Annotated in this window: 19 protein-coding genes; 1 reads left to right on the top strand and 18 read right to left on the bottom strand. The window is 37.0% G+C overall.

Features of this window, described 5'->3' with window-relative positions:
* Window positions 1-202: 202 nt before the first annotated feature.
* The 15 genes from PPM_RS27450 to PPM_RS27380 form a co-directional block, all read right to left on the bottom strand.
* Window positions 203-1,489 carry a DNA cytosine methyltransferase gene (locus PPM_RS27450; RefSeq protein WP_230493820.1) on the bottom strand — a complete coding sequence of 429 codons (1,287 nt, stop codon included), beginning with the start codon at window positions 1,487-1,489 and terminating at the stop codon, window positions 203-205.
* Between the two features lie 168 nt (window positions 1,490-1,657).
* Complete coding sequence (gene ltrA, locus PPM_RS27445; RefSeq protein WP_014600245.1) at window positions 1,658-3,580, bottom strand: group II intron reverse transcriptase/maturase; 1,923 nt, start codon at window positions 3,578-3,580, stop codon at window positions 1,658-1,660.
* 761 nt (window positions 3,581-4,341) lie between these two features.
* Entirely contained in the window at window positions 4,342-4,581 is a 240-nt protein-coding gene (locus tag PPM_RS27440) for a hypothetical protein (protein WP_025677216.1), read from the bottom strand.
* 137 nt (window positions 4,582-4,718) lie between these two features.
* On the bottom strand, window positions 4,719-5,279 hold the full coding sequence (locus PPM_RS27435) for a hypothetical protein (RefSeq protein ID WP_014600244.1): 561 nt from the start codon (window positions 5,277-5,279) through the stop codon (window positions 4,719-4,721).
* A 336-nt stretch (window positions 5,280-5,615) separates the two neighbouring features.
* Window positions 5,616-6,053: a hypothetical protein gene (locus PPM_RS27430; RefSeq protein ID WP_014600243.1), complete on the bottom strand. Its 438-nt coding sequence runs from the start codon at window positions 6,051-6,053 to the stop codon at window positions 5,616-5,618.
* A gap of 157 nt (window positions 6,054-6,210) precedes the next feature.
* The gene (locus PPM_RS27425) at window positions 6,211-7,062 is read right to left on the bottom strand and encodes a DNA cytosine methyltransferase (protein WP_014600242.1); all 852 of its coding nucleotides are present in this window, start codon (window positions 7,060-7,062) and stop codon (window positions 6,211-6,213) included.
* A gap of 725 nt (window positions 7,063-7,787) precedes the next feature.
* Window positions 7,788-8,387, bottom strand: coding sequence for a DNA cytosine methyltransferase (locus PPM_RS27420; RefSeq protein WP_014600241.1), 600 nt, complete (start codon window positions 8,385-8,387; stop codon window positions 7,788-7,790).
* 70 nt (window positions 8,388-8,457) lie between these two features.
* Window positions 8,458-8,979: a hypothetical protein gene (locus PPM_RS27415; RefSeq protein WP_014600240.1), complete on the bottom strand. Its 522-nt coding sequence runs from the start codon at window positions 8,977-8,979 to the stop codon at window positions 8,458-8,460.
* 23 nt (window positions 8,980-9,002) lie between these two features.
* A complete protein-coding gene (locus tag PPM_RS27410; protein ID WP_025677212.1) occupies window positions 9,003-9,308 on the bottom strand; it encodes a hypothetical protein in 306 nt (101 codons plus the stop codon).
* Window positions 9,309-9,457: 149 nt separating this feature from the next.
* On the bottom strand, window positions 9,458-10,084 hold the full coding sequence (locus tag PPM_RS27405) for a hypothetical protein (protein ID WP_025677211.1): 627 nt from the start codon (window positions 10,082-10,084) through the stop codon (window positions 9,458-9,460).
* Between the two features lie 73 nt (window positions 10,085-10,157).
* Window positions 10,158-10,817, bottom strand: coding sequence for a hypothetical protein (locus PPM_RS27400; RefSeq protein WP_014600237.1), 660 nt, complete (start codon window positions 10,815-10,817; stop codon window positions 10,158-10,160).
* A gap of 701 nt (window positions 10,818-11,518) precedes the next feature.
* On the bottom strand, window positions 11,519-11,872 hold the full coding sequence (locus tag PPM_RS27395) for a hypothetical protein (RefSeq protein WP_014600236.1): 354 nt from the start codon (window positions 11,870-11,872) through the stop codon (window positions 11,519-11,521).
* A 717-nt stretch (window positions 11,873-12,589) separates the two neighbouring features.
* A complete protein-coding gene (locus tag PPM_RS27390; RefSeq protein WP_014600235.1) occupies window positions 12,590-12,838 on the bottom strand; it encodes a hypothetical protein in 249 nt (82 codons plus the stop codon).
* 183 nt (window positions 12,839-13,021) lie between these two features.
* Entirely contained in the window at window positions 13,022-13,387 is a 366-nt protein-coding gene (locus PPM_RS27385) for a hypothetical protein (RefSeq protein WP_014600234.1), read from the bottom strand.
* A 274-nt stretch (window positions 13,388-13,661) separates the two neighbouring features.
* The gene (locus PPM_RS27380; protein ID WP_014600233.1) at window positions 13,662-13,925 is read right to left on the bottom strand and encodes a hypothetical protein; all 264 of its coding nucleotides are present in this window, start codon (window positions 13,923-13,925) and stop codon (window positions 13,662-13,664) included.
* A 283-nt stretch (window positions 13,926-14,208) separates the two neighbouring features.
* On the opposite strand from PPM_RS27380, the gene PPM_RS27375 reads away from it, so the two are divergent.
* Entirely contained in the window at window positions 14,209-15,261 is a 1,053-nt protein-coding gene (locus PPM_RS27375) for a hypothetical protein (RefSeq protein ID WP_014600232.1), read from the top strand.
* Between the two features lie 649 nt (window positions 15,262-15,910).
* On the opposite strand, the gene PPM_RS27370 is transcribed toward PPM_RS27375, so the two are convergent.
* The 3 genes from PPM_RS27370 to PPM_RS27355 all read right to left on the bottom strand — a co-directional run bounded on the left by PPM_RS27370 (window position 15,911) and on the right by PPM_RS27355 (window position 19,724).
* Window positions 15,911-17,158, bottom strand: a complete 1,248-nt coding sequence (locus tag PPM_RS27370) for a hypothetical protein (RefSeq protein WP_014600231.1) — start codon at window positions 17,156-17,158, stop codon at window positions 15,911-15,913.
* Between the two features lie 719 nt (window positions 17,159-17,877).
* The gene (ssb, locus tag PPM_RS27360; protein WP_014600230.1) at window positions 17,878-18,318 is read right to left on the bottom strand and encodes a single-stranded DNA-binding protein; all 441 of its coding nucleotides are present in this window, start codon (window positions 18,316-18,318) and stop codon (window positions 17,878-17,880) included.
* Between the two features lie 104 nt (window positions 18,319-18,422).
* Entirely contained in the window at window positions 18,423-19,724 is a 1,302-nt protein-coding gene (locus PPM_RS27355; protein WP_014600229.1) for a DUF3854 domain-containing protein, read from the bottom strand.
* Window positions 19,725-20,208 lie beyond the last annotated feature (484 nt).

Raw genomic sequence — 20,208 nt, 5'->3', positions numbered from 1 at the left:
TCAATTCTCCATACGCCCAATTACCTAAATAACACAACAAAAAAACGCCCATCTGTTACTACCATAAGTAGTGTTTTTCACAGATTAGACGCTTGTTAGCGAATTTAGATCAAGTGCTTCATTGCCGCATGGCGGAAGCAAACTAAAACCAAAGTATGGAGCTATCGTAACATGATTTAATCCGACAGAGAAGAAATAGCATTTAAACGAGCTGTAAGCCATTAAAGTTGGTTAGAGCATCGTTAAACCGCTGGATTGAGGTTTTTATAGCTTCAGCCACTGAGCGCATTAGGCGAACAGGAACAGCATTTGCAATCTGTTGCTGCATTGATGAAAGTTTACCTTTAAATTCGAAATTGTCGCTTACATCAAAAAGTCGAGCACATTCACGTACAGATAGAATCCGATCTTCTTCAGGATGAAGGATGCAAGATTTCCTTGGGTTGACGATCGTAACTGATGGTTTATCCCATTCCAATCTTTTATACATATCAGAATGTTGACCTTTGGGTCGAATGTTATCTGGAATACTAAATACATTCCCCCCTGGAGGAACTGCACTCATTCTTTCAAGCGTTACTTTTTTTGGTTTTGATACATGACGTTGATTTGGGATAGTATCATGTAAACCTTTAAACGCCTCTCTAACAGTCTTGTATTCCTCCGGCTTTAGTAGAGGAGCTGGCAGTTCAATTTTACCTATTTTACTTCCTATGAATATCGCACGTTCACGAGCTTGTGCACTTCCCATATCTGCAGACGACATGATACCAGCTGTTATTTCAAAATCAGATAGAACATTAAATATTTCATCCTTGAACTTCCCCTCTCCTGCTGTCAAAATGCGAGGTACATTTTCGAGTACGAATACCTTGCAATTTTTATTATTTTTAATTGAATCGATGAAATGTTTAAGCAAAAGGTTGTTGGGATTATCTAAGTAATTTGTATAACGATTGGAGTTGCTAAGTCCTTGGCAAGGGCTTCCCCCAATCATTATCGGAGCCTTGACTATCCTGCTTTTATCGATTTTAGTGATATCTCCTTGAATGACATGAGAACCAATATTATGTCGGTAAGTCTCAACAGCGTCCTTATCGAGTTCCAGAGCAAAAACAACATCGAAACCAGCTTCTAAAAAACTTAGATCCATTATGCCCGCTCCACTAAAAAGACTCGAAATTTGTAAAGGTATTTCTAAATTCGATAAGCTTGGTGCCAAATAAGCATTTGAACTGCTTGTTAAGTTTTCACCAAGATCAAACTCAAGTTGTTCATATCCAAGATATCCTGAGGCTTTACGAAATGATTTTCGAGAAAGGAGAATTTCATTTTTCTTTACAACAGAGAGGATGTCTGTTATATCCCTGACTTTCCTCTTTAACCCACATACATTGTCTACAACACGTTTCATTTTTTGAATAGGGGCAGAGTTAGCCTCAATATAACCTTGAACAACAACATGCTCTCCAAAGATATCGACTTGCAAATAGTCGCATCCATGAAAGGCAGCCAACGCATCCTATTGCGATAGGTAAGGTTTTGAGATTATCTCCACCTTTTCCCCCGCATCACACCGGGCATGCAGCTTTCACTGCACCCGGCGTTCCCTCTTATTCCAAACGACACATAACATCCTGACGATATGGTTAGTTTATTACCCAGCCACGGGTAGCGCTGCTTTGATGGCCTCCCTACCAGCTTTTCTACGAAGCCGGTTGAGGCTGACCAGATTTTTGCTATCTAGGTCAAGGATCTTCAACAAAGCATCGATTTTGGTCTGGTCGGTCATGTGAATCAGACTGTGAATGTCTCCATCCACTATGACAAGGTTTGAGAATCTGTCGTCTTTGGAGATATGGAACGGGACAACGTGGTGGCAGTGCCATCCGTGAAGCCCTAGTTCCCTTCCTGTGACGTAACACTTCCCATACTGGGCGAGGAACTTGGATATACGATTATCGTGGTACTCTATGCTTTTATCCGGAATATTTGTGAGCCCGAGTGCAAGTACATGCGCTGCAGAGCTGACTAATTTGTTGTGGATAAGATCTCGACCATCCGCGGTGAAGCCACACACTTTCTGGTTGAAATTCATTGGGGGTACATTCCTCTGCGCATGAATTGGCACAAGGGCGACACCGCCAAGGGCATGGAGCTTGCAATCATAATCCTTGTATCGTTCCTTCTGTGAATCAGTAAGATCCTTCATGGTGGCTGGTACCATATTGTTCTTTAGTCGATTAAAGATTCTCATCCGACAAGTAAAGTTAATTTCCGCCAGATCTAAAGAAATCAGGCTAGCTGCCCTATAGTAGTTTTGAATTCCCATCACTGTTGTGTTGAATCTTTGGACTTGCTTAACGGTGGTGGATTTTTGTAGTCGGCTGACAGCGTCTGATATTTTCAATCTCGCGTTGGTCTTTGCTTTGTGCGACATTCTGGATATACACACAAATTTGGGTATTTTCTTAACACCAGTGATAACCGTCTTGCGGATTTGCTTACCAGTGTTTTTGTCATACCCGCGGGACTCTCTTTTGGAGAGTTTCACCTCGTCAAAGCCTTTGCGTTGGGCTTTAAGTTGAAAGCCCAAGAACTCTGACCATTGCTTTTTGAGGTTTATAACTTTCGACTTTTCCTTTGAACACTCAAGATTGAGACGCTCTTTTAGGAACTTTTCGACAGCTATTCTCACCCTAATGGCTTGGTTACGAGTTCGGCAGAGAATTTTGAAATCATCGGCGTATCGTACAATGAAGGCTTCCTTTAGTCCGGTCTTCTTCATTGCTCGGTACTTCGCTAGGTCAGCGTACTTATGTTCGGTTTCAAAGGTTTCCCATTGGTTGCTTACCCACCAGTCTAGTTCGTTAAGTACGATGTTCGACAGTAGGGGCGATAGAATACCGCCTTGTGGGGTTCCTTTCAGAGGAACACCCTCTCCAGTTATCTCGGCCTTTATGAGCGCAGAGATGATGGACAAGAGTTTTTTGTCTCTGATACCAATGGTCCACATTTGTTTCAGGAGCTTACCATGATGCACGTTATCAAAGAATCCCTTGATATCGACATCTACGCAATGATGGAGTCCACCCAGGTTAATGAGTGATTTCATCCTAGCAAGCGCGTGGTGAGTGCCTCTGTTTGGCCTAAAGCCGTAGGAGTGATTGTGGAACTTAGCTTCGCAGATGGGTTCGAGCACTTGTAAGATGCACTGTTGAAACAGCCTATCCCAAATGCACGGTATCCCCAAAGGCCTTTGCTTACCATTCCCTTTGTCAATCATTTTCCTTCTAACCGGTTTGGGCACATAAAACCTGAACATATCTTGGACTCGTGCTACAACCTCATCCGGATGGAGTTTGGCTATGTCTTGCATAGTCAATCCATCTACACCAGGGGTATTTCTACCTCCATTGCGTTTGATGTTGCGGTATGCTAGCAGGATGTTCTTTTCATCTTTCATCGTCTGTATCAGGTTGTTGAAGTATTTTCCTTGTTGACTCAATGTGTACAACTCATCCAAAATATCTTGGAAGTTGTAGTACTCGTTGTGTCTGAGCTTCAGTCTTTTCGCCAAGTCGCTAATCCCTCCTTTGCAGGAGATTTCACTTTCTTAGTCGTACCGGAACCTTGGGAATCGACTAAAGTAGGTTAGGAGATATTGTCGTCCTTCATAAGACTAGAGGCTATCCCTCCACCGCTTGTTATCACGGCTTCACTGGTACTATGCCTCCACTTTCACTGATATAAAGTTGAGTTATCCTTTATGTGCTAGTCTCACACTATAAGTTTTCCTCAACACCGCTTCGCAGACAGTAAAGTCTCCACGTTATCAGCTTCCCACGTTCCACAGAACCTATCTGAGTGGATACCTTTAGGTGCTTCCTATGAGCCCGTCTACTTGATAACGCCTGTAACGTTATAAGGATTTTCATGGAAACAATGCTTACTCATCCTCATAGACAACTCCATATGGAGCAAGAGCCTTTCGACTCCTCTATTCTCAAGACCCGTACAATCGGAAGTTCGTCTGTGCGCTATGCTCTTAACATATCCAGCACATTCTCACCATGGGTATCCAAGACCACCGGCCTATATCACACTCGACCATCTCTGGTTCGCTTTTCCTTCGGCTTTGCCAATTAGGGTGTGACCACAGCCGACTTCACCGAGCTTCCAACACGAGAGTATTTACTTACCCTTGTGCTGGTCGGAGATTATGGAGAGCTCTTCGGGGCGTTACTCCGTCATTTAGCTCTTCGGTTCTATAGTTCTCCCACACAATGTGTGGTGTCTAAGCTTTACCATATTGATAGCATAGCGCTACCTTCTGTTGACTTAGAAACGTGTCGCACTATTCCGAATATCAATAACAGGCTTTATACCCTTTTTTAATTGTCGACGCGAAACAGTGTTATTCGTATCAAGTTCAGAACCTAAAATAATGATTTTCTTTGCCTTTTGATCAATCAGATACTTGAAATGAGTTCCAGGCTGGAATATCGTCTCTTGTAATATCTTGTCCTGAAGATATACCCCACGAAGAGAATTTTTTGCTTTTCTAGTTTTCAACAGCATATTTTAATATCCTCCTTTTATAAATGGATAAAAAAAGAAGGTAAGGATTGTCCTTTACCTTCTCTATTTTTAAATTTATAAATTTCATTTATTCAAGAAACGAATTAGCTCCATATCTGACTTTTAGTCCGAAATAGTTATTCTGGAGAAACTGGAATCGCATCAAATAGATGTTTTTTTAATTGTATATCAGTAAGATTGTATCTCTCACTTCCATTGATTCTGTATGCAGGGGTTTTTCCATTTTTCTCTCTACCTAATATGACGGGAACATAATCGTCTTTATATCTAAGAAAACCGACATTTCCCTCAGACCATTCTGATTTCAAATTCTTATCCCTAGAAGCGAACAAAAGTAACTCTTCAATTGCTAACTCACCATCTGTAAGAGCTGGAAGTTTACAATTAATGCGTCCCTGGGGAGTAATCACTGAATAAGATGATTTATTAATGCTACAAATAACTCCATGTTTCTTTAAATTTGGGATAAACACTATCTTTCCCGGGTATGCCTTCTCAAGGGAGAGTGCAATTCCATCTGTAATGGAATATTTGAAATAGCTTGGGAAGTCATTTTGAATTTTCTCTGCAACTTTCAGTTTAGCTGCCGCAAGCAGCTGTTCAACATCATCTCCATTTACCTGAACAGTAACTTCAAGACTAAGTGTAACGCTTTTAATACCTTGATTTTGACTCATAATTAATCCTCCTAAAATGGGTTGTGGTATAGTAGAACGCAAAAAAGCGCTCTTCCTTACGTCCAATCTCTTGAATCTCACGAGATTAGGCGTCAGGAAAAACGCTCTTTTAAAACTCCGTAGGCCGCATGGCAGGAGCTGAAAAAAATTAAATAACTAATAAGACTTACAATAACATATTTTGAATTAAAAGAAAACATTGAAATGTGATATCATGGAAAGAATCCATCTTACCCTCATTTCGCTCCTCTAATATGAGTTTCTTCTTACCATTTAGCAGTAGTAAATTCCGAGGGAAGAGTCCCTTACATTTCATAGTATAATGCTTTACTCAAATTAGAAACCTGTTGCCGGCATACTCATGACGGATTCAATGCGAAAATTCATGCGTTCGAGGACCATTCTTATCTCTTCGTCACCGAATTGCTCTAATTTCCGGACTGGATGGATACCTCCAAGGTTGGTTAATACTAAGTTGTAGAGTTCTTCTTGAGCTAATACATATAACTGACCGATAAACAGACTAAATGGCTCTGTTACACTCATCCAAGAAGTTATTGGAGAAAGAATCTCTTCCTCCGTAAAATCTTCACCACGTGATGTAGTATATACAATCTCCTTTGTAAAGATAGAATGTTCTTCAATCGTACCATTGTACAGTCCGATTTGTTCCAATATATCGGTGATGATTTGATTCATTTTTACATCTAATAAATACTCATTGGACTCATTAATGGGAATACGGACTCTCATATCCAGATAGCTTTTTTGCAAAACAGATTTCCTCCTCATTTGGATTCTTGCTAATTATAAAACACACTTCAAAAATCGACTAATAAACAAAGGTTCAAACAAAAAAAGGAGCCACTTGATAGCAAGTAAACTCCTCTTTTTGGGTAATTCTCATAGATATCGAAACACAATAAATAAATCAAAACATTATCATTTGTCCCGAGTCATCAAAAGTAAACTCTTTAGAACAATTTCGAAACTCCGATTTTCTTCCATTATCCTTAATAATACTCTTGATTTCACTTACTGAACGATGTAATTTTTCCATTAGAAAATGGTAGAGTTTATCGGTTATTACTTTAAAGGTCTGGATACATACAGATTGACCAATACTCTCAACAACCAATTTATTGCTCTGACCTAAGTAAAGATCCTTTGAAATACCATAAAGCTTTCGAATCTGCTCCCCGTTGAGATACGCATATAAATTTTTATCACTAGGATGACTAATCCAGTTCTCAGGCTGAATTTTATGGTGGGACTTAGTAATTGTCCCGATGTAAGAATCTGTTGTTATATCAAAGGTTGTCATATGGTGATTATGTTTCATTCCTTTTTTTTCGCGGTTGAGAAAATATTTAAGAGTTCCGCTTTCTGAGGGGGTAACCCAGTCTAAGTCCTCAAGTTTTAGCAAACCACTATCTTGAATGGAATTCCTTTGCCGTTCGTGTGGGATGGGAAAGCTAAACCCTTCAAAGATAGTTGCAACCATGAAATACCTTTCCCGCTTAGTCCGGCTACCATAGTCAAGACTATCCAGCCTTGCTCGCGTCACACTAAACCCTTCATCTTTGAAACAAAGTTCTAAGCTATTTCCTGCAACTTTTTCAAATTCAGGTACATTTTCGAGGAGGATAGCTTTGGGTCTTTCTGACTTTTTCTTGTCCCAGAATAAGCGCATCAAATGCATAAACAGATGCATTGTCTGATATTCTTTCTTTGTGCCTGCTGAAGCCTTTGAAAAATCTGTATTCTGATAGGTAACGTTCATCCTCGGCTAAAACGGTGGACTACTTGTTTTCCCCCAGATCACACCGTACGTGAGACTTTTGCCTCATACGGCGTTCCATCAATGGTATGCAAGCATGGAACCAGCATCTCCATTGACTATGCCCCTTCACTCCATGGGCATTACCCCATTTCGCCGCTACTACGGGCAGCTGCCCCTTAGATTCAACAACCATTTCCTGTTGTTTAGGTTCGTAGAATACACTCGGAAAAACAACCTTCTAAGGTTCACACGTTCCTCATTTCTTAGCTTTACATACTACCTTAGCCTTCTCCTATAACCCGTTAGCCATCTCATTATCCATTGTCGGAAGATGCAGAGACACTGTTCCTTTACTGGAGCAATATCGACATAGCAGATTGTAATACCATATCCACGACTAATCCCTTTCTCAAAGGATATAACATCTTCTTAATTAGATGCTTCACTCTTTACGGGCCTTTCAAACGGAGATTCCTGATGTGTAAGCTTAGTAGTTTTGTAGCACCCCGATTACTTCGCTAACCACTTCACAGGTCTGCTTTTCACCGACTTCACCGAGCTTCATACAACCTACGTGTATTCGCAGAATGCATGTCGGAGGATTAGGTACGGTAACCCGACATTATACCGTAGCAGGATCTACCCCTGCCGATTCAGAAATGAAGTTAGACCCGAAAGTCCCTTGGTTTTATCCATTGTCTCCAATGGGATTGATCAAGAACGTGTCACACACAATCAAGAGTTGCTACCCATAAGTCTACTTTTGGTAGGTGATCGGCCTCAAGCATTTGCATTGGAAGATTATACATAATTGTATCGGAATGATTTTTCATATAAATGTCAGAGAATTTATGTTCTTTACCTTCTTTGGGATTCCACTCCACAGCTGCTATCTCTTTGAACCCACTCTCTACTAAACATTGAGAGCTGATTCCTGATCCAGCACAGAATGAGATTGTAGTTAAAGCTTCTGTTTGGTTCATTTTATCGGTTTCATATAAGACATCTGCAGTCAGTTTAATTCCTTCAATGATCACTCTCTCTTGTTCAAATGTCACCTTGATTTGAGCACAATCTTTAAGTGCTGCTCTGATATCGTGACCAGTTTTATCAATAACCGGTACAGGATTTTGATTCCTTAATTTCTTAGATACCTTATTGGGTCCTTTTAAATCTATTTCGAACTCAACAATGTTTTTTTCTTGATCCGTAATAGTACGGTATTTAGCACCAGGCACGAATCCTACTTCGTTTAAAATCGCTTTATCAATATAAATACGTTCACCATTATAAGTCGTTTTCCCAAGAAATTGATGAATAATCACATTTTTTCCCCCAAGAATATATTAGATTTCTCATTAACATTAATATCTCGTGATTCAAGACTTGATTTATTCAAACTGTCTCCGTGAGGATTGCCACTACAATAATATCGTTATCCTTAAGAGTTAAATTAGGTTCAAAATGTTCATCACTTTCGCTTTTTCTCCACATTATCCGGTAATGAGCAAGCTCGGGATAACTAGGGTCCACTTCTTCCACTAAATCAGATATTCTTTTGACGATCTCTGAAGCTGAATTCTTTATGGAAAGTACGGATCGTAAAGCGTTAGTTGAGACGTACGCATCACCTTCGTTGCTCCTTATCATCACACGATCAATCAGGCCAGGTCTAAACACACGTAGTTCCGGTGCTATCTCACCATATCCTTCCGAATGACGATCAAAAGGAATACCTTGTTCAACTAAATATTCTTCCAATTCTTCACGTTGACCATTTGGAGCAAAACCAGAGAAATAATAAGTGTTTTCTAACACTTCTAAACTTACTTTAGCAAGCAAATTCATATCCTCCCAAATATTCTTAGGGTAATCCCCCTTTACAAATTCGATCGAACAATGAAAATAATCAGCCATAAGTACGTGTACTCCTTTATTTTTTACAATTTAGGAAACTCCATGGGTTTTCTTTTAAGTAACTGAGTTTTGGTGTAATTACTATAAATATGGTGCTCCATATGAGTACCCAGGAGAAAATATCCATTGATGGTTCTGCTTTGAGGAACTACAAAGTAGTCAACAGAAAAATCGTGTCCAACAGTCAATGTGTTATCAGACCAGATACGTATTTCATCTATACTTACAGTTCTATATTTGGATAAGTAGGATTGTAATATCTCTTCTTCGCTCATATACCATGTGTTTTTGTGTTCTGTTAATTCATTAAATTCATCGATATTTGGCATCCACATATCCTCATTTCTTGATTTACTAAGAGATTTTTTAGTGTTTAGACAAACTTAGAAAAAGACCACTTCGATTAATTAGGAAGTGGCCTTTCTATTCTAAAAAAGAATCTATTTATTGTTTCGAATGTTCAAAAGCGCCCTATGGTTTATGCAATTTCTTTTATAAGATCTTCATATTCGCTCGAAATGCACTCAGCTATTCCGTTTGTATGAGGGTTACTTCCATAAAAGCCATCGCCGCTATCTATAATTTCCCCATCTAAGTCCTTTAGAATGAAGCTATAAACGTCTCCCCTCAGATAATGATCGTATATTTCAACTTCAAGTTGAAGGTGAGACAGGACCTGAAAACGTAATTTCTTTGACACTCGTTTTACGTTGTACTCTTCCCGGATTTTTTTATTACTTACATAGATCCAGCCTATTTGCCCGCTATCCCACGGACATTGAAATGGAGTAGTACTGATAGTCAGGCTTCCATGATCATATAAGTACACTGGTAAAATCACATAATGCTTTTCTAAGACTTCGAATAGGTTTTTGCGAGAATCGACTCGACATAGTGTCTTTTCTGTGCGTCCCATTTCTTTTAGCAATGTTATGAAAAAATCATTACCATCTTTATACCTATGCTTATCGCCAAGATTATAACGACCATGCCAAAAAACCATTGATCCAAGATGTTCACTTTCAAAACGGGGACACATTGCATCGCTATCATATTCTATTGTTAGTATGGCCTTACCATTTTGAGCTTTTTTATATATAGACATATTATTCATCCTTTTTCATTATTGGGGATGGCATGAATGTTTATCTCATTCATAACCTATAATCATAGAATTGTTATTTATTTTTATCACCTAAGTAATAAGAATTATACTTGCTCCCTGCAAGTTTATTAATAGCTTTTATATGAATCCCTTGCTTTTCAAATGAACGTTCGAAACCCATAAATCCGCCACCAGCATTTAGTCCGTAACAGATATTATTAATTTGAATTAATACATCAAAATCTTCATCCACAATTACAGCAACTCTTTTCAATTCACCTTCTTTGGTATCCCTAATTAAGGGGAAAGAACAGTAAGGCCTTTTTTGAGCGGGCATTGAAATTAAGTGTACATCTGACATATAAAAGTTGAATCCACCTTCTGGATAACCAGGGTAAAAGATTTCATTGTTGATCCTCACAAGTACGCGTTTATTACTAGTTCTTGTTTTCTGAACAATGATTTCCATGCTCTTAAGAATCTCTCCCTTAACTATTAATGGGCTAATTACGTCTACTTGTGACGTCAACGAACCTTTTAAACATAGAGGACATATTAAGTTTACATCCTGAAGATTAAGGCTCTTCTCATTCTTCAGAAGAGTACACGGGTTCTCACCACGTTCTACTTTCCACTCTCGAATCATTGTGATTTCTTTACAAAGTCTGCAAAATAAGTTTTTTTGTGTTTTTTCACACTCCAGAAAATCTTGGGCTACTAAATTGTTTTTCATTTTTTATCCCCCTTGTAATTAATGGTAAAATGCAAAAAAGAGCGAGCATCTTTTAATAAAGACACTTGCTCTTTTTTGAGAGTTCATCTAAGAGTGCATCTCTCTTAAATGACACTATAATTACTTTAATGCATAGACATGGCCAGTGATAATTACAGGCTTGTTCTTAGCAGCAATTCTGCGCTGCATTTTAGAAATAGCGAGAGCTAATTCCCTTTGACTTTTAAACATAAAAAATTCCTCCTTGAAATTGGGTTGTGAAGTGAGCAAAACAAAAAACACCCACTTTTCAAAGAGACCAATCATTCCAATGGAACGCCTACGTATGTAGAGTTTGGTCACCTTGAAAAACAGGTGTTTACGAGTAGCTTGAAGTATCTCCTAAGACCCAGGTCAGAGATTGAAAGTAAAAAAACTTAATAAGTTTATCCTAACACAGAAAAGAAAAAAAGAAAAGTGAATCATATAGATTCTCTTTTCTTTTTATATTCCTGAACACCCTTGCTAAATTCTTTTAATCAACTTTTCTAAAAAACTGATTTTGTTAAATTATTATTAGGTAAATAAGAATTGTTCTTGAAGACACTAAAAGATCACAGAAAACTATTAAAAAATGGATTCTAACTTTAGGAGCCCAGAGATGTTTTACGGAGAATGGAATGGGCTTGACGATCATGATAATAGAGAATCTCGCTGAAATTTTACTTTACTAAACTAATCTTCATCCAATTGAATGGAACAATAGATGTTCTTAATGCAGCCTCCATTGTCTCAAGTGCCCAATCTTCTTGACACTCTCCTTCAAAAAAAGTGTCAATGTTAAAATCAAACACAACTTCTTCTCCCTTACGAACAATGTTCTCTACTTCCATTTCAATCGTTACAATTTTCCGACCGTCTTGTAATTTAATCCCCTGTAGGCGTTTTAAAAACTCATCAAGTAGTAACGAATGATCCATTTTTTTATGTAGAGAAAACTGAAAATGAAATAAAAACTTATTTTGTTCCTCACCCATTAAAGAGGCCCATTGTACTTTACTGTATTTCCTTATCACTCTGTTTTATCCTCCCCGGCGTCGTACATCGCACGTGTATTATAACATAGAGTTTGAATTTGATGTGAAATGTAATCACAATAAAACGTTAGGTATTTTCACCTGTAAATCCCCATTTATGATTATGTTCCATGTTTTAGCAAAACGCAGAGGTCACCAATAAACAAATAAGTTACTAGAGGAATACATCATTTTACTGGGAATATACTTAGTGGTATATAGGTCTTTAGAACGACCATATTAATCCATAATTTACCTTGTATGTACGACTATAGTATCATGTTTGTACATAAATTAAAAGGTATAATAACTTTTCACGTTTCTCGCAGATGTTTCCATATATAATTACTAATATATCAGTTTTTATTAAATACAAAAAAGCCGGATATTCCTCCGACTTTTGGGTATTTAACTTTCGAGGTGAAAATAGTGGAATTAGCCACTAAAAATAATCCATCTCAAAAATGTCTGTAAGTGTGGTTAATCTTTGTAGTGCGTCACACTTATCTCACGTAGTTAACGAATTCTTCGCATGGAGCAGACCAATCCGAAGGACATTCCCGAATGAGCTTGACTCTCAATTTCCTTTTTCGCATCGTCAAGGCTTCCCTTGTTATTTAGTATCTTTGCAATCTCTAAACAGCACCCAAGTTCCATTCCCTGAAACAGATCACCCAACCTAATTGGATAATTCTATCCCAATATTCCCATTTATCCTCATCGAGAATTTCTCTGCCTTTTGCTTTCCTCGATTTCTTTTCGTTGAAAGTCCTCGAATTCGGATTTAGTTTTTCCAGTGATTGCTTTATACGCTCCGTCCATCGTAACTGTATCCGAGTACAGAGTAGTGCCGTTAAAATCACCGCAGACCAGCATTCCTTTAACCTTGAAGTCCAATAGTTGGTTAACTGCTTTTTCAATCGTATTACTCGCCAAAAACCTAATTTTTGAATATTTCGTGTTCATACTAAGTCTCCTATTCTTGTTTCGCAATATCAGTCTTTTCTTCACCTTCAAAGTTCAAGAAGGTTTTGTATTGTAACACTATAAATTTGCGTGAATTTCACCCTTTAAATTCATAATTCCGACTTTTTTGTTTATGCAATCCTACTTTCCTGATCGAACATATACTAAATTTTAAAGTACTTCCTATGCTACCAAAACTGAAACTTTTTTCTTCATTCGCTGTAAATCGCGCATGATACTTATTTGATCATTTAAGTAGGAAAATGATTCAAGCCGGGCCAACTCCATCGGAGTAAAGCCTGCTTCGTTAAGTAAGATAGATATTTTAGACTCTATATGATTTTTTGGCGAGAAAACAACATTTACTATGTTTTGTTCAATTTTTCCCATGTCCGTCTCTTCTATTCCAAGTATAGTATAAAACAGTGTTAAGAAATCACATGATTCTAGCCCTTCCGGGGAATACTGAACTTTTTTTGCATTAGTGTACTGATCAATAACTTTGTTCAATAATTCTAGTTTCTTTGATTGTTCATTTTGTTTAGACATTTTCTCGTCTCCTCTTATGTTTAATTTAAAAAATACTCCACCTCACTGGATTGAAAAAAAACGCACCTTCAGAAAATCAATTCATCATAAAAAATGATGATAATGATCACCCGAAAGTGCGTTATTATATCAATTATCCTTACGCCGCATGGCCAGGATCAGAAAGGTAAAGTATATATTTTGTATTTTATCACTTAAGAGATCAGTTTACAATTTTATAAAAGAACTCTCTCAAATAAAAGCTTGATCTTTCTTGTTCCACTTATGCACAATATCAAGCTCTTTTAACACCTTTAAAAATCCGGTTCGGAGAAATTATTCCGTTTTTTTCTCTCAGCTGAGATAATGCACTACCGAAATACCCTAATTCACCAGAATCCAGCTCTTCTCCTATAATAATCTCTAGCCAATCATCATTTGTAATAAGCCCTTGTCTAACTATCCCAGCTTGATCGATCCATTGTTTAAGAATGCTCTCAAAACACACGCTTAAACTTTTCCCTGTAGCCTCAAAAGGAAGATGGACTCTTAATTTCATGTGATACCCTCCATTCCAGAGTATAACGGCAACAAAAAAAGAACCACGATCAAATGGTCGAAGAAATGACTAAGTCATTACTAGACACATTAAATCGTGGTTCTTAAATGTGAAACTCGGTATGTCGCCTGACTCCGAGATAAATAAATATCTTATATTCTAACTGTACCATAATTTCATTTAACCTACCACATTTCTCATTCAAAAATTGTATATGTCTTCCATACTAATATATAATCGAACCAGCTTAAGTTATGTAACTTTATTAATGGGGTGAAACAAGATGAAGATGAGATCTTCCCTTTCCATTTGGCATATACAATTTTGGGGAGTTATAGTTTCTGCTATCACGTATCTAATTTTCTTTATTATCCAAAATGCAATACCTACCTTGTATCTTTTCACCAGCTATCATAATCTCCTTAAAAAAGTAGGTGATTTTTTAATCACCCATAAAGCATTCTTTCTCGTCATTTTCATATCATTGATCTTTACTGGTTCTAAGCGATATTATAGCGTGACGGCGTCAAAAATAAGACAACGACAACTGGATCAAGAAATAGACAGATGGAAATTAACCCCTTATATCGCTCCACTACATCTGTATTATATGTTTTTTCCACCTCAAACATATAGTCTTAGCAGTTGGGAAGGGTCTCAGGCCATGGATACTTCATATCGTTACACGGTAGAACGTTTTCGTGATCTTATATTAAAACGTTGTTACACTTCCTTAGAAGCCAAAAAAAGACCCACTCTACTTCAAATAATTGGCTTTAAAACAACTGTGGAAATCTTATGCTATTTAATCAGCTTACTTTCATCAGTTTTCATTATGTTATATTTCATAAAAGATTTATCATACTACTCTGGTATGGGATTAGCTATGATACCTATTCAAACTTATCTGATACGCAGAATTTACTGGTTAATAATAGCTATATTCCATTCTGGCGCCACCTATACATATGTCGATAAATTCTTCTTGAATAACTATGGTACCCGGGAACCTTATATAAATTTAAATACCCTTTCTGGTCAAAAAATAGGCGTAAAGATTATGGAGGTTTGGGAAGAGGAATGTCTACGCCGTCAGAAGATCTATAATAAATTCAGGAAAATAGAAACTAATCATGCCATAATTTTCGATTGTCCTACTCTTCCCGAGGCCCCATTTTGTGAAAGGGATGCCATCAGTATTGTTGATGATTTAAGCGAAGATGGAATACGTATAAAGAATCAATCGAAAAAACAACAACTTAATCAATCCCTTATGAACACCGACTTTAATTCAAAAGTCATACATCTGTCCCACTATAAGCGCAGAAAAATTTGACTAGGTCCTTTCCTTGTATTACACTTATCTTATGGATGCTCCTCTCGGGACGACCTCCAGCCCGGCAACCTTGCATCGGTTGTGGAGCAGTGTTTTCTCTCCTTGTTAACAATGGGTTGTGAACAAGAGCGCAAACGGAGGCCAAAAGCACCTCTGGTAACAGAGGTGTTTTTGCTATACATGAGAAAATCTTTTAGGCTTCTATATGGTCTATTCTTCTACTGGTTCTTCAAAAAAAGTATCCAGAAAAATCATCATTGATAAATGGATGATTTCTCTTCTAAGTGGTATATATAAAATATTCACCTAACCCCATCCGTTTTCTACCTTGCTACATGATTTTAAGAAACAACGAATTATCTCAGATATACTGAATATAAAGAGGCTATCAAGTGTTCCACCGATAGCCTGACCTATTTGAATCTGAAAAGGTTTTGTTATATTACAAAAGCCTCAAAAAATTATTTCCACATATATATTATCTTAATCAACGTGATAATTGTAAAAAATATTCCTGATAATTTTCTAATCATTCTCTTCATTTTTTTAGCTAAGATGATTGTAAGCACCAAACCGATAGCAATCAAAATGTAGACTGGTGTATTTAGAAAAGTATTGACGAATTGTTCCAAGTTACTCTCCCCTTTTATTAAAATAATGTTAACGTCTCTGTCGACAAAGATGGCGGAATTAAAAACTCAAGTTGTTCAGAGGAATGGAAATCCTCAAGAGAGGAAAGTCGTTTGATGTTATAAGCAAAGCATTTTTCCTCGGTCCAATTCTGGTTGTTCTTATCCATTTTGATATGACCTTTCTCAGTAATAATAGTCTTATATCTTCGACCCATTAGTGGACCTGTCGAATCACATTGAAAAGTATCCCCATTAAAGATTAAAGGGCTGCTACAACCCAATAAATGAAAGCATTGATGCTCACCATAATTTTTGTTAATTGAACTAACAACCTTACACCGGTCCTCATGTTTCAAACTCAATAAACCACCGATCGCAATTACATCGAAGTTTCGATCATCTTTGATCAGCGCTTCTAAAGCTTCTACAGGCGATTGTGGATGCCATATAGGAATTGCCTTAATTCCTCTCCTATATAAGTAGTTCAAATTAAACATTGATTCTTCAAAATCTCCCGTTCGATCCAGATTAAATACATCATAGAGCACGGATTTATGTCTTAATATAAACTTTGCATAGTCCTCGATTCTTACAGGTTTCTGCATTTTCTTTTCTATTTCTATGAGATCATCAGTCTGCTTCAACCAATTACTTGTACCCTCTTTTAGCTGCAGCAGCTTTGCTCGCATTACTTCCATACGTTTATATAAGCGGTACATACTATACTCGCCAGAATCTAATAGAACTTTTAGGCCAAGCCTTTTAATATGATATCTCCAGGTTTCATGTTTGTCAGAGCGGAGATTCCAATAAGAAAAAAGTACAAAACGTCCACCATGCGCTTTAACCTTAGCCAGGTCAAGAGGGCTTTTACACATCCCTGCAAAAATGAAGCGCGTGCCTTTTAAAACTAACCTTAGGATTTTAGATTTTCCAAGACTTCTTTTTATCCAAGCTAGATCACTCATTTGAATGAATATGTGCCTTAGAAGTCCCATAAGGAAACTATTATACTTGTAAATCTCACCTAGTTTTTCTCGAGTAACCATCCTTCTATACAGAAGATATTCAATAGCTTGACGTATCTTTGCTCTTGGGACTCGAATTGCCTCTTTGCTCTTTTCAGTCTTAAAATATACATACTTACTTGTAATATTATCAATGAAATTTATTTTACCTTTTCCGGTACTGAATCTTGTTCCGTGTTTAGCCTTTCGAATAAATAGTTTTTCTTTTTCAATTGCCTTAATCGTAAAATAATTCATGTATTGATTTCCTCCATAGTTTAATAGTTAAGGGGTATATAAAAGAGCGAAGAAATTATCAGCTCTTTAATGAAAAGAGGACATCTCATCAATAATTTTTTTCTTAATAGATAAGATCTCGCTTTTACTTATATAATCAGGTATGAGTCTGAGTACCGCAGTGTTAAATAAATTATTAACTTTATTCGGATATATTTCCGTAAGCCAATGAGAAATAATTTGCTTCTTAGTCATGAAAGGAAAAATGATAAGTACTCCCATCATAGAAGGTCTTATTGTCAATTGTAATCGCTCATTATAAATTTCTACGCAGATCATGGTTTGATTACTTTGATTTGATATGTGAATATCCTCCTTAACAACTTGATACAAATCACATATATCATGGTTACATATTTTGCAGAGAGACAAATACAAGTTGGTAAATGAAATATCTTTTCTCAAAAATAACTTCGAGCATTTATCACATTTAATCCGTTTATTCTCACAAATACATCGGCTAGTGATGGTTTCTGTTTCCTTTGTCATTAAATATTCAGGCTTTCCGCACTGAGGACAATTTATTATTTCCATGAGAATTATCTCCCCTTTTGATTAAAAAAAAGCTACAACAAAGGCCGTGAGGAGTTTATATACCTTTCCCCACGGCAAGATCTACCTTGAAAATTTACATTTCTTTTTAAATATACAATTGTATTGTTGACTTTTATTTATTATAATTAGAATGGCAAGTCGTCATCTGAGATGTCTATTGGCTTACCATCATCGGGAAAAGGATCGTAATTTCGGTTTGATTGAGAATTTCTATTACTTGATATGTTTTCGTTTCTTCCTTCCCGTTTAGAGGACTCTAGAAAACGAACATTGTCGGCAACTATCTCTGTCACATAAACACGTTTTCCTTCGTTATTTTCGTAGTTGCGTACTTGAATTTTTCCTTCAATAGCAGTCATTCGACCTTTGCGAAGATAATTAGCACAGTTCTCAGCTAATTGCCTCCAAGTAACAATCGGAATAAAATCAGCCTCTTTTTCGCCTCCCTGGTTAGCAAACGGGCGGTCAACTGCAAGTGTGAACTGAGCTACTGCTATCCCAGATGGGGTATAGCGTAATTCTGGATCTTTTGTAAGTCTCCCTATCAAAATTACGCGATTTAACATTTGAACATCTCCTTAATTTTTTATTTGATATATTCATTATTCAAAATGATCGTAGTCTTTTTTATTGCTCAACAATGTAGTGTAAACTTCATATTTTAGTTCTCCTAAAAACGTTCTTTAGTTCTAAGATTTTTTATAGTTGGTAATTTTTTACTTAAAATTAAATCATCTAATCCCTTTCCGTCATCGGGGTTCCAAACCCATAATTCAGAATGAATGTTTTCTTCACTGATGAGGGCTTTGCCAAAACGAACGAGTTGCTTATAAACATTTTCATTCTTACCGGTTTTTTTCTTCTCATCAAAGAAAGCATCAACATCATAAGCAATGGCTACCTCTTGTATTCCCCATTTTTTTAGGAGTGGTATAACGTCGCGAAAGTTTCCAACACCAGGAATCGAAATAACAAGCATGTTTAGAAGCTCTGAAACAATATATCCCTTATGTTCCCCTTCAATAATAAGAACCTTTTTCACATTTATAATGTTAGTGATTTCCGTTCCTGGCTTCCATAAGGCCATTAGCTTTGAAGGAACAATAACATTGACATGGGCACCCGCTCCAGCTCCTCCTCTTCTTATAATTTTTCCTTTATTCATGGGAGCAGAAGAGAACCAAATATACTTCTTCTTATCTTCAAAATTGGTTCTTATTCTCAACCGAATAATTCTCCCCATATCATCACGAATTGGGATGTAATATTTCCCCATTCCAACAATTAACCAGTACCAATCCTGGTCATTTTCCAGGTTCCCATCTTTTCGAAGATACTGTGTGAAACCCGGTACTCTTTCAATTTGATACCCTTCAGAAATTAAGGTATCCACAATTTCCCTCGCTTGATCGATGGTCTTGGGTACTGACCGTAAACCTATTACTTCGACCTGCTCTTTTGTATACTGGCGTTTCGGCCCAAGCCATTCTTCCAAGTGTTCGTCAAATACCGGACATAAGTCTAAAAAACGCCGATATGTTTGGTCACATATATCTGGAGAAGCAGCAGGAATTTCAACAATATTAGGTTTTTCTTTTGGAATGTAAGCAGGACGAGTAGTGTCTTGCGATATTGAACCATCGCTATATTTCACAGGTATGCCCATAAGCCTAGCGATGCCAACAACAGACCGAATAAAATCTTCTTTCGGACTATATCTGCCAAATTGGTGCCAACTGAAAAATTGAATAGCAAAGCCGTCTGCTCCACATCCACCACCGCTATAACATTTAAAGTATCCAGTGCTCATGCTGATATATGTTTGGGGTTCTTTTTCACAGTGGTCTGGATTGGGACATTCAACGTTCCAGTAAGTACCAACTTGCTTTATATGAAGCCCTAGATTATCAGCAACCTCATACACAGATATACTTTTGACAAGTTCAATTGTTTCTTCAGATATAAACTTCATTTAGCCTCTCTCCCTTTGTTAAAATTTGGGTTGTGAATATATAAAAAAGACCATTTAAAATATTAACAATTCCCTTAACAGGAGTTAATACCTTAAATGGTCTTTTTAGCTTGATACTAAAGAAAATAGTCTTTTTGCCGCATGGCGAGACTTGTTATTAAATCATATTTATAAATGAAATAATAACATATTCTAAGAAAAAATAGAAGTAGTATTTCAAGCAACCTTAGGCGATTCTCTTCAACATTTAAGGATAGTTCTATATAGATTATACAGTTAAGTACAAAATGTGGTTCTTGTCCGCACATGCACTACAACAGATTTAAATTACATAAGCTTTCTATGCTTCATTTGGAGGACAAAAGAATCCCAGTAATCTCAACTTTGCAGCATTCTTCGCCCTTTTTTATACCCCACTTTTATTTCCTTTCTTACGCTTCAAAATAGATTTAACTTAATAATGAAGAGAATACTGATTAGTCTT

It is taken from the genome of Paenibacillus polymyxa M1 (assembly GCF_000237325.1).
Classification (GTDB): domain Bacteria; phylum Bacillota; class Bacilli; order Paenibacillales; family Paenibacillaceae; genus Paenibacillus; species Paenibacillus polymyxa_C.
This window is presented reverse-complemented; position numbering and strand designations above follow the sequence as displayed.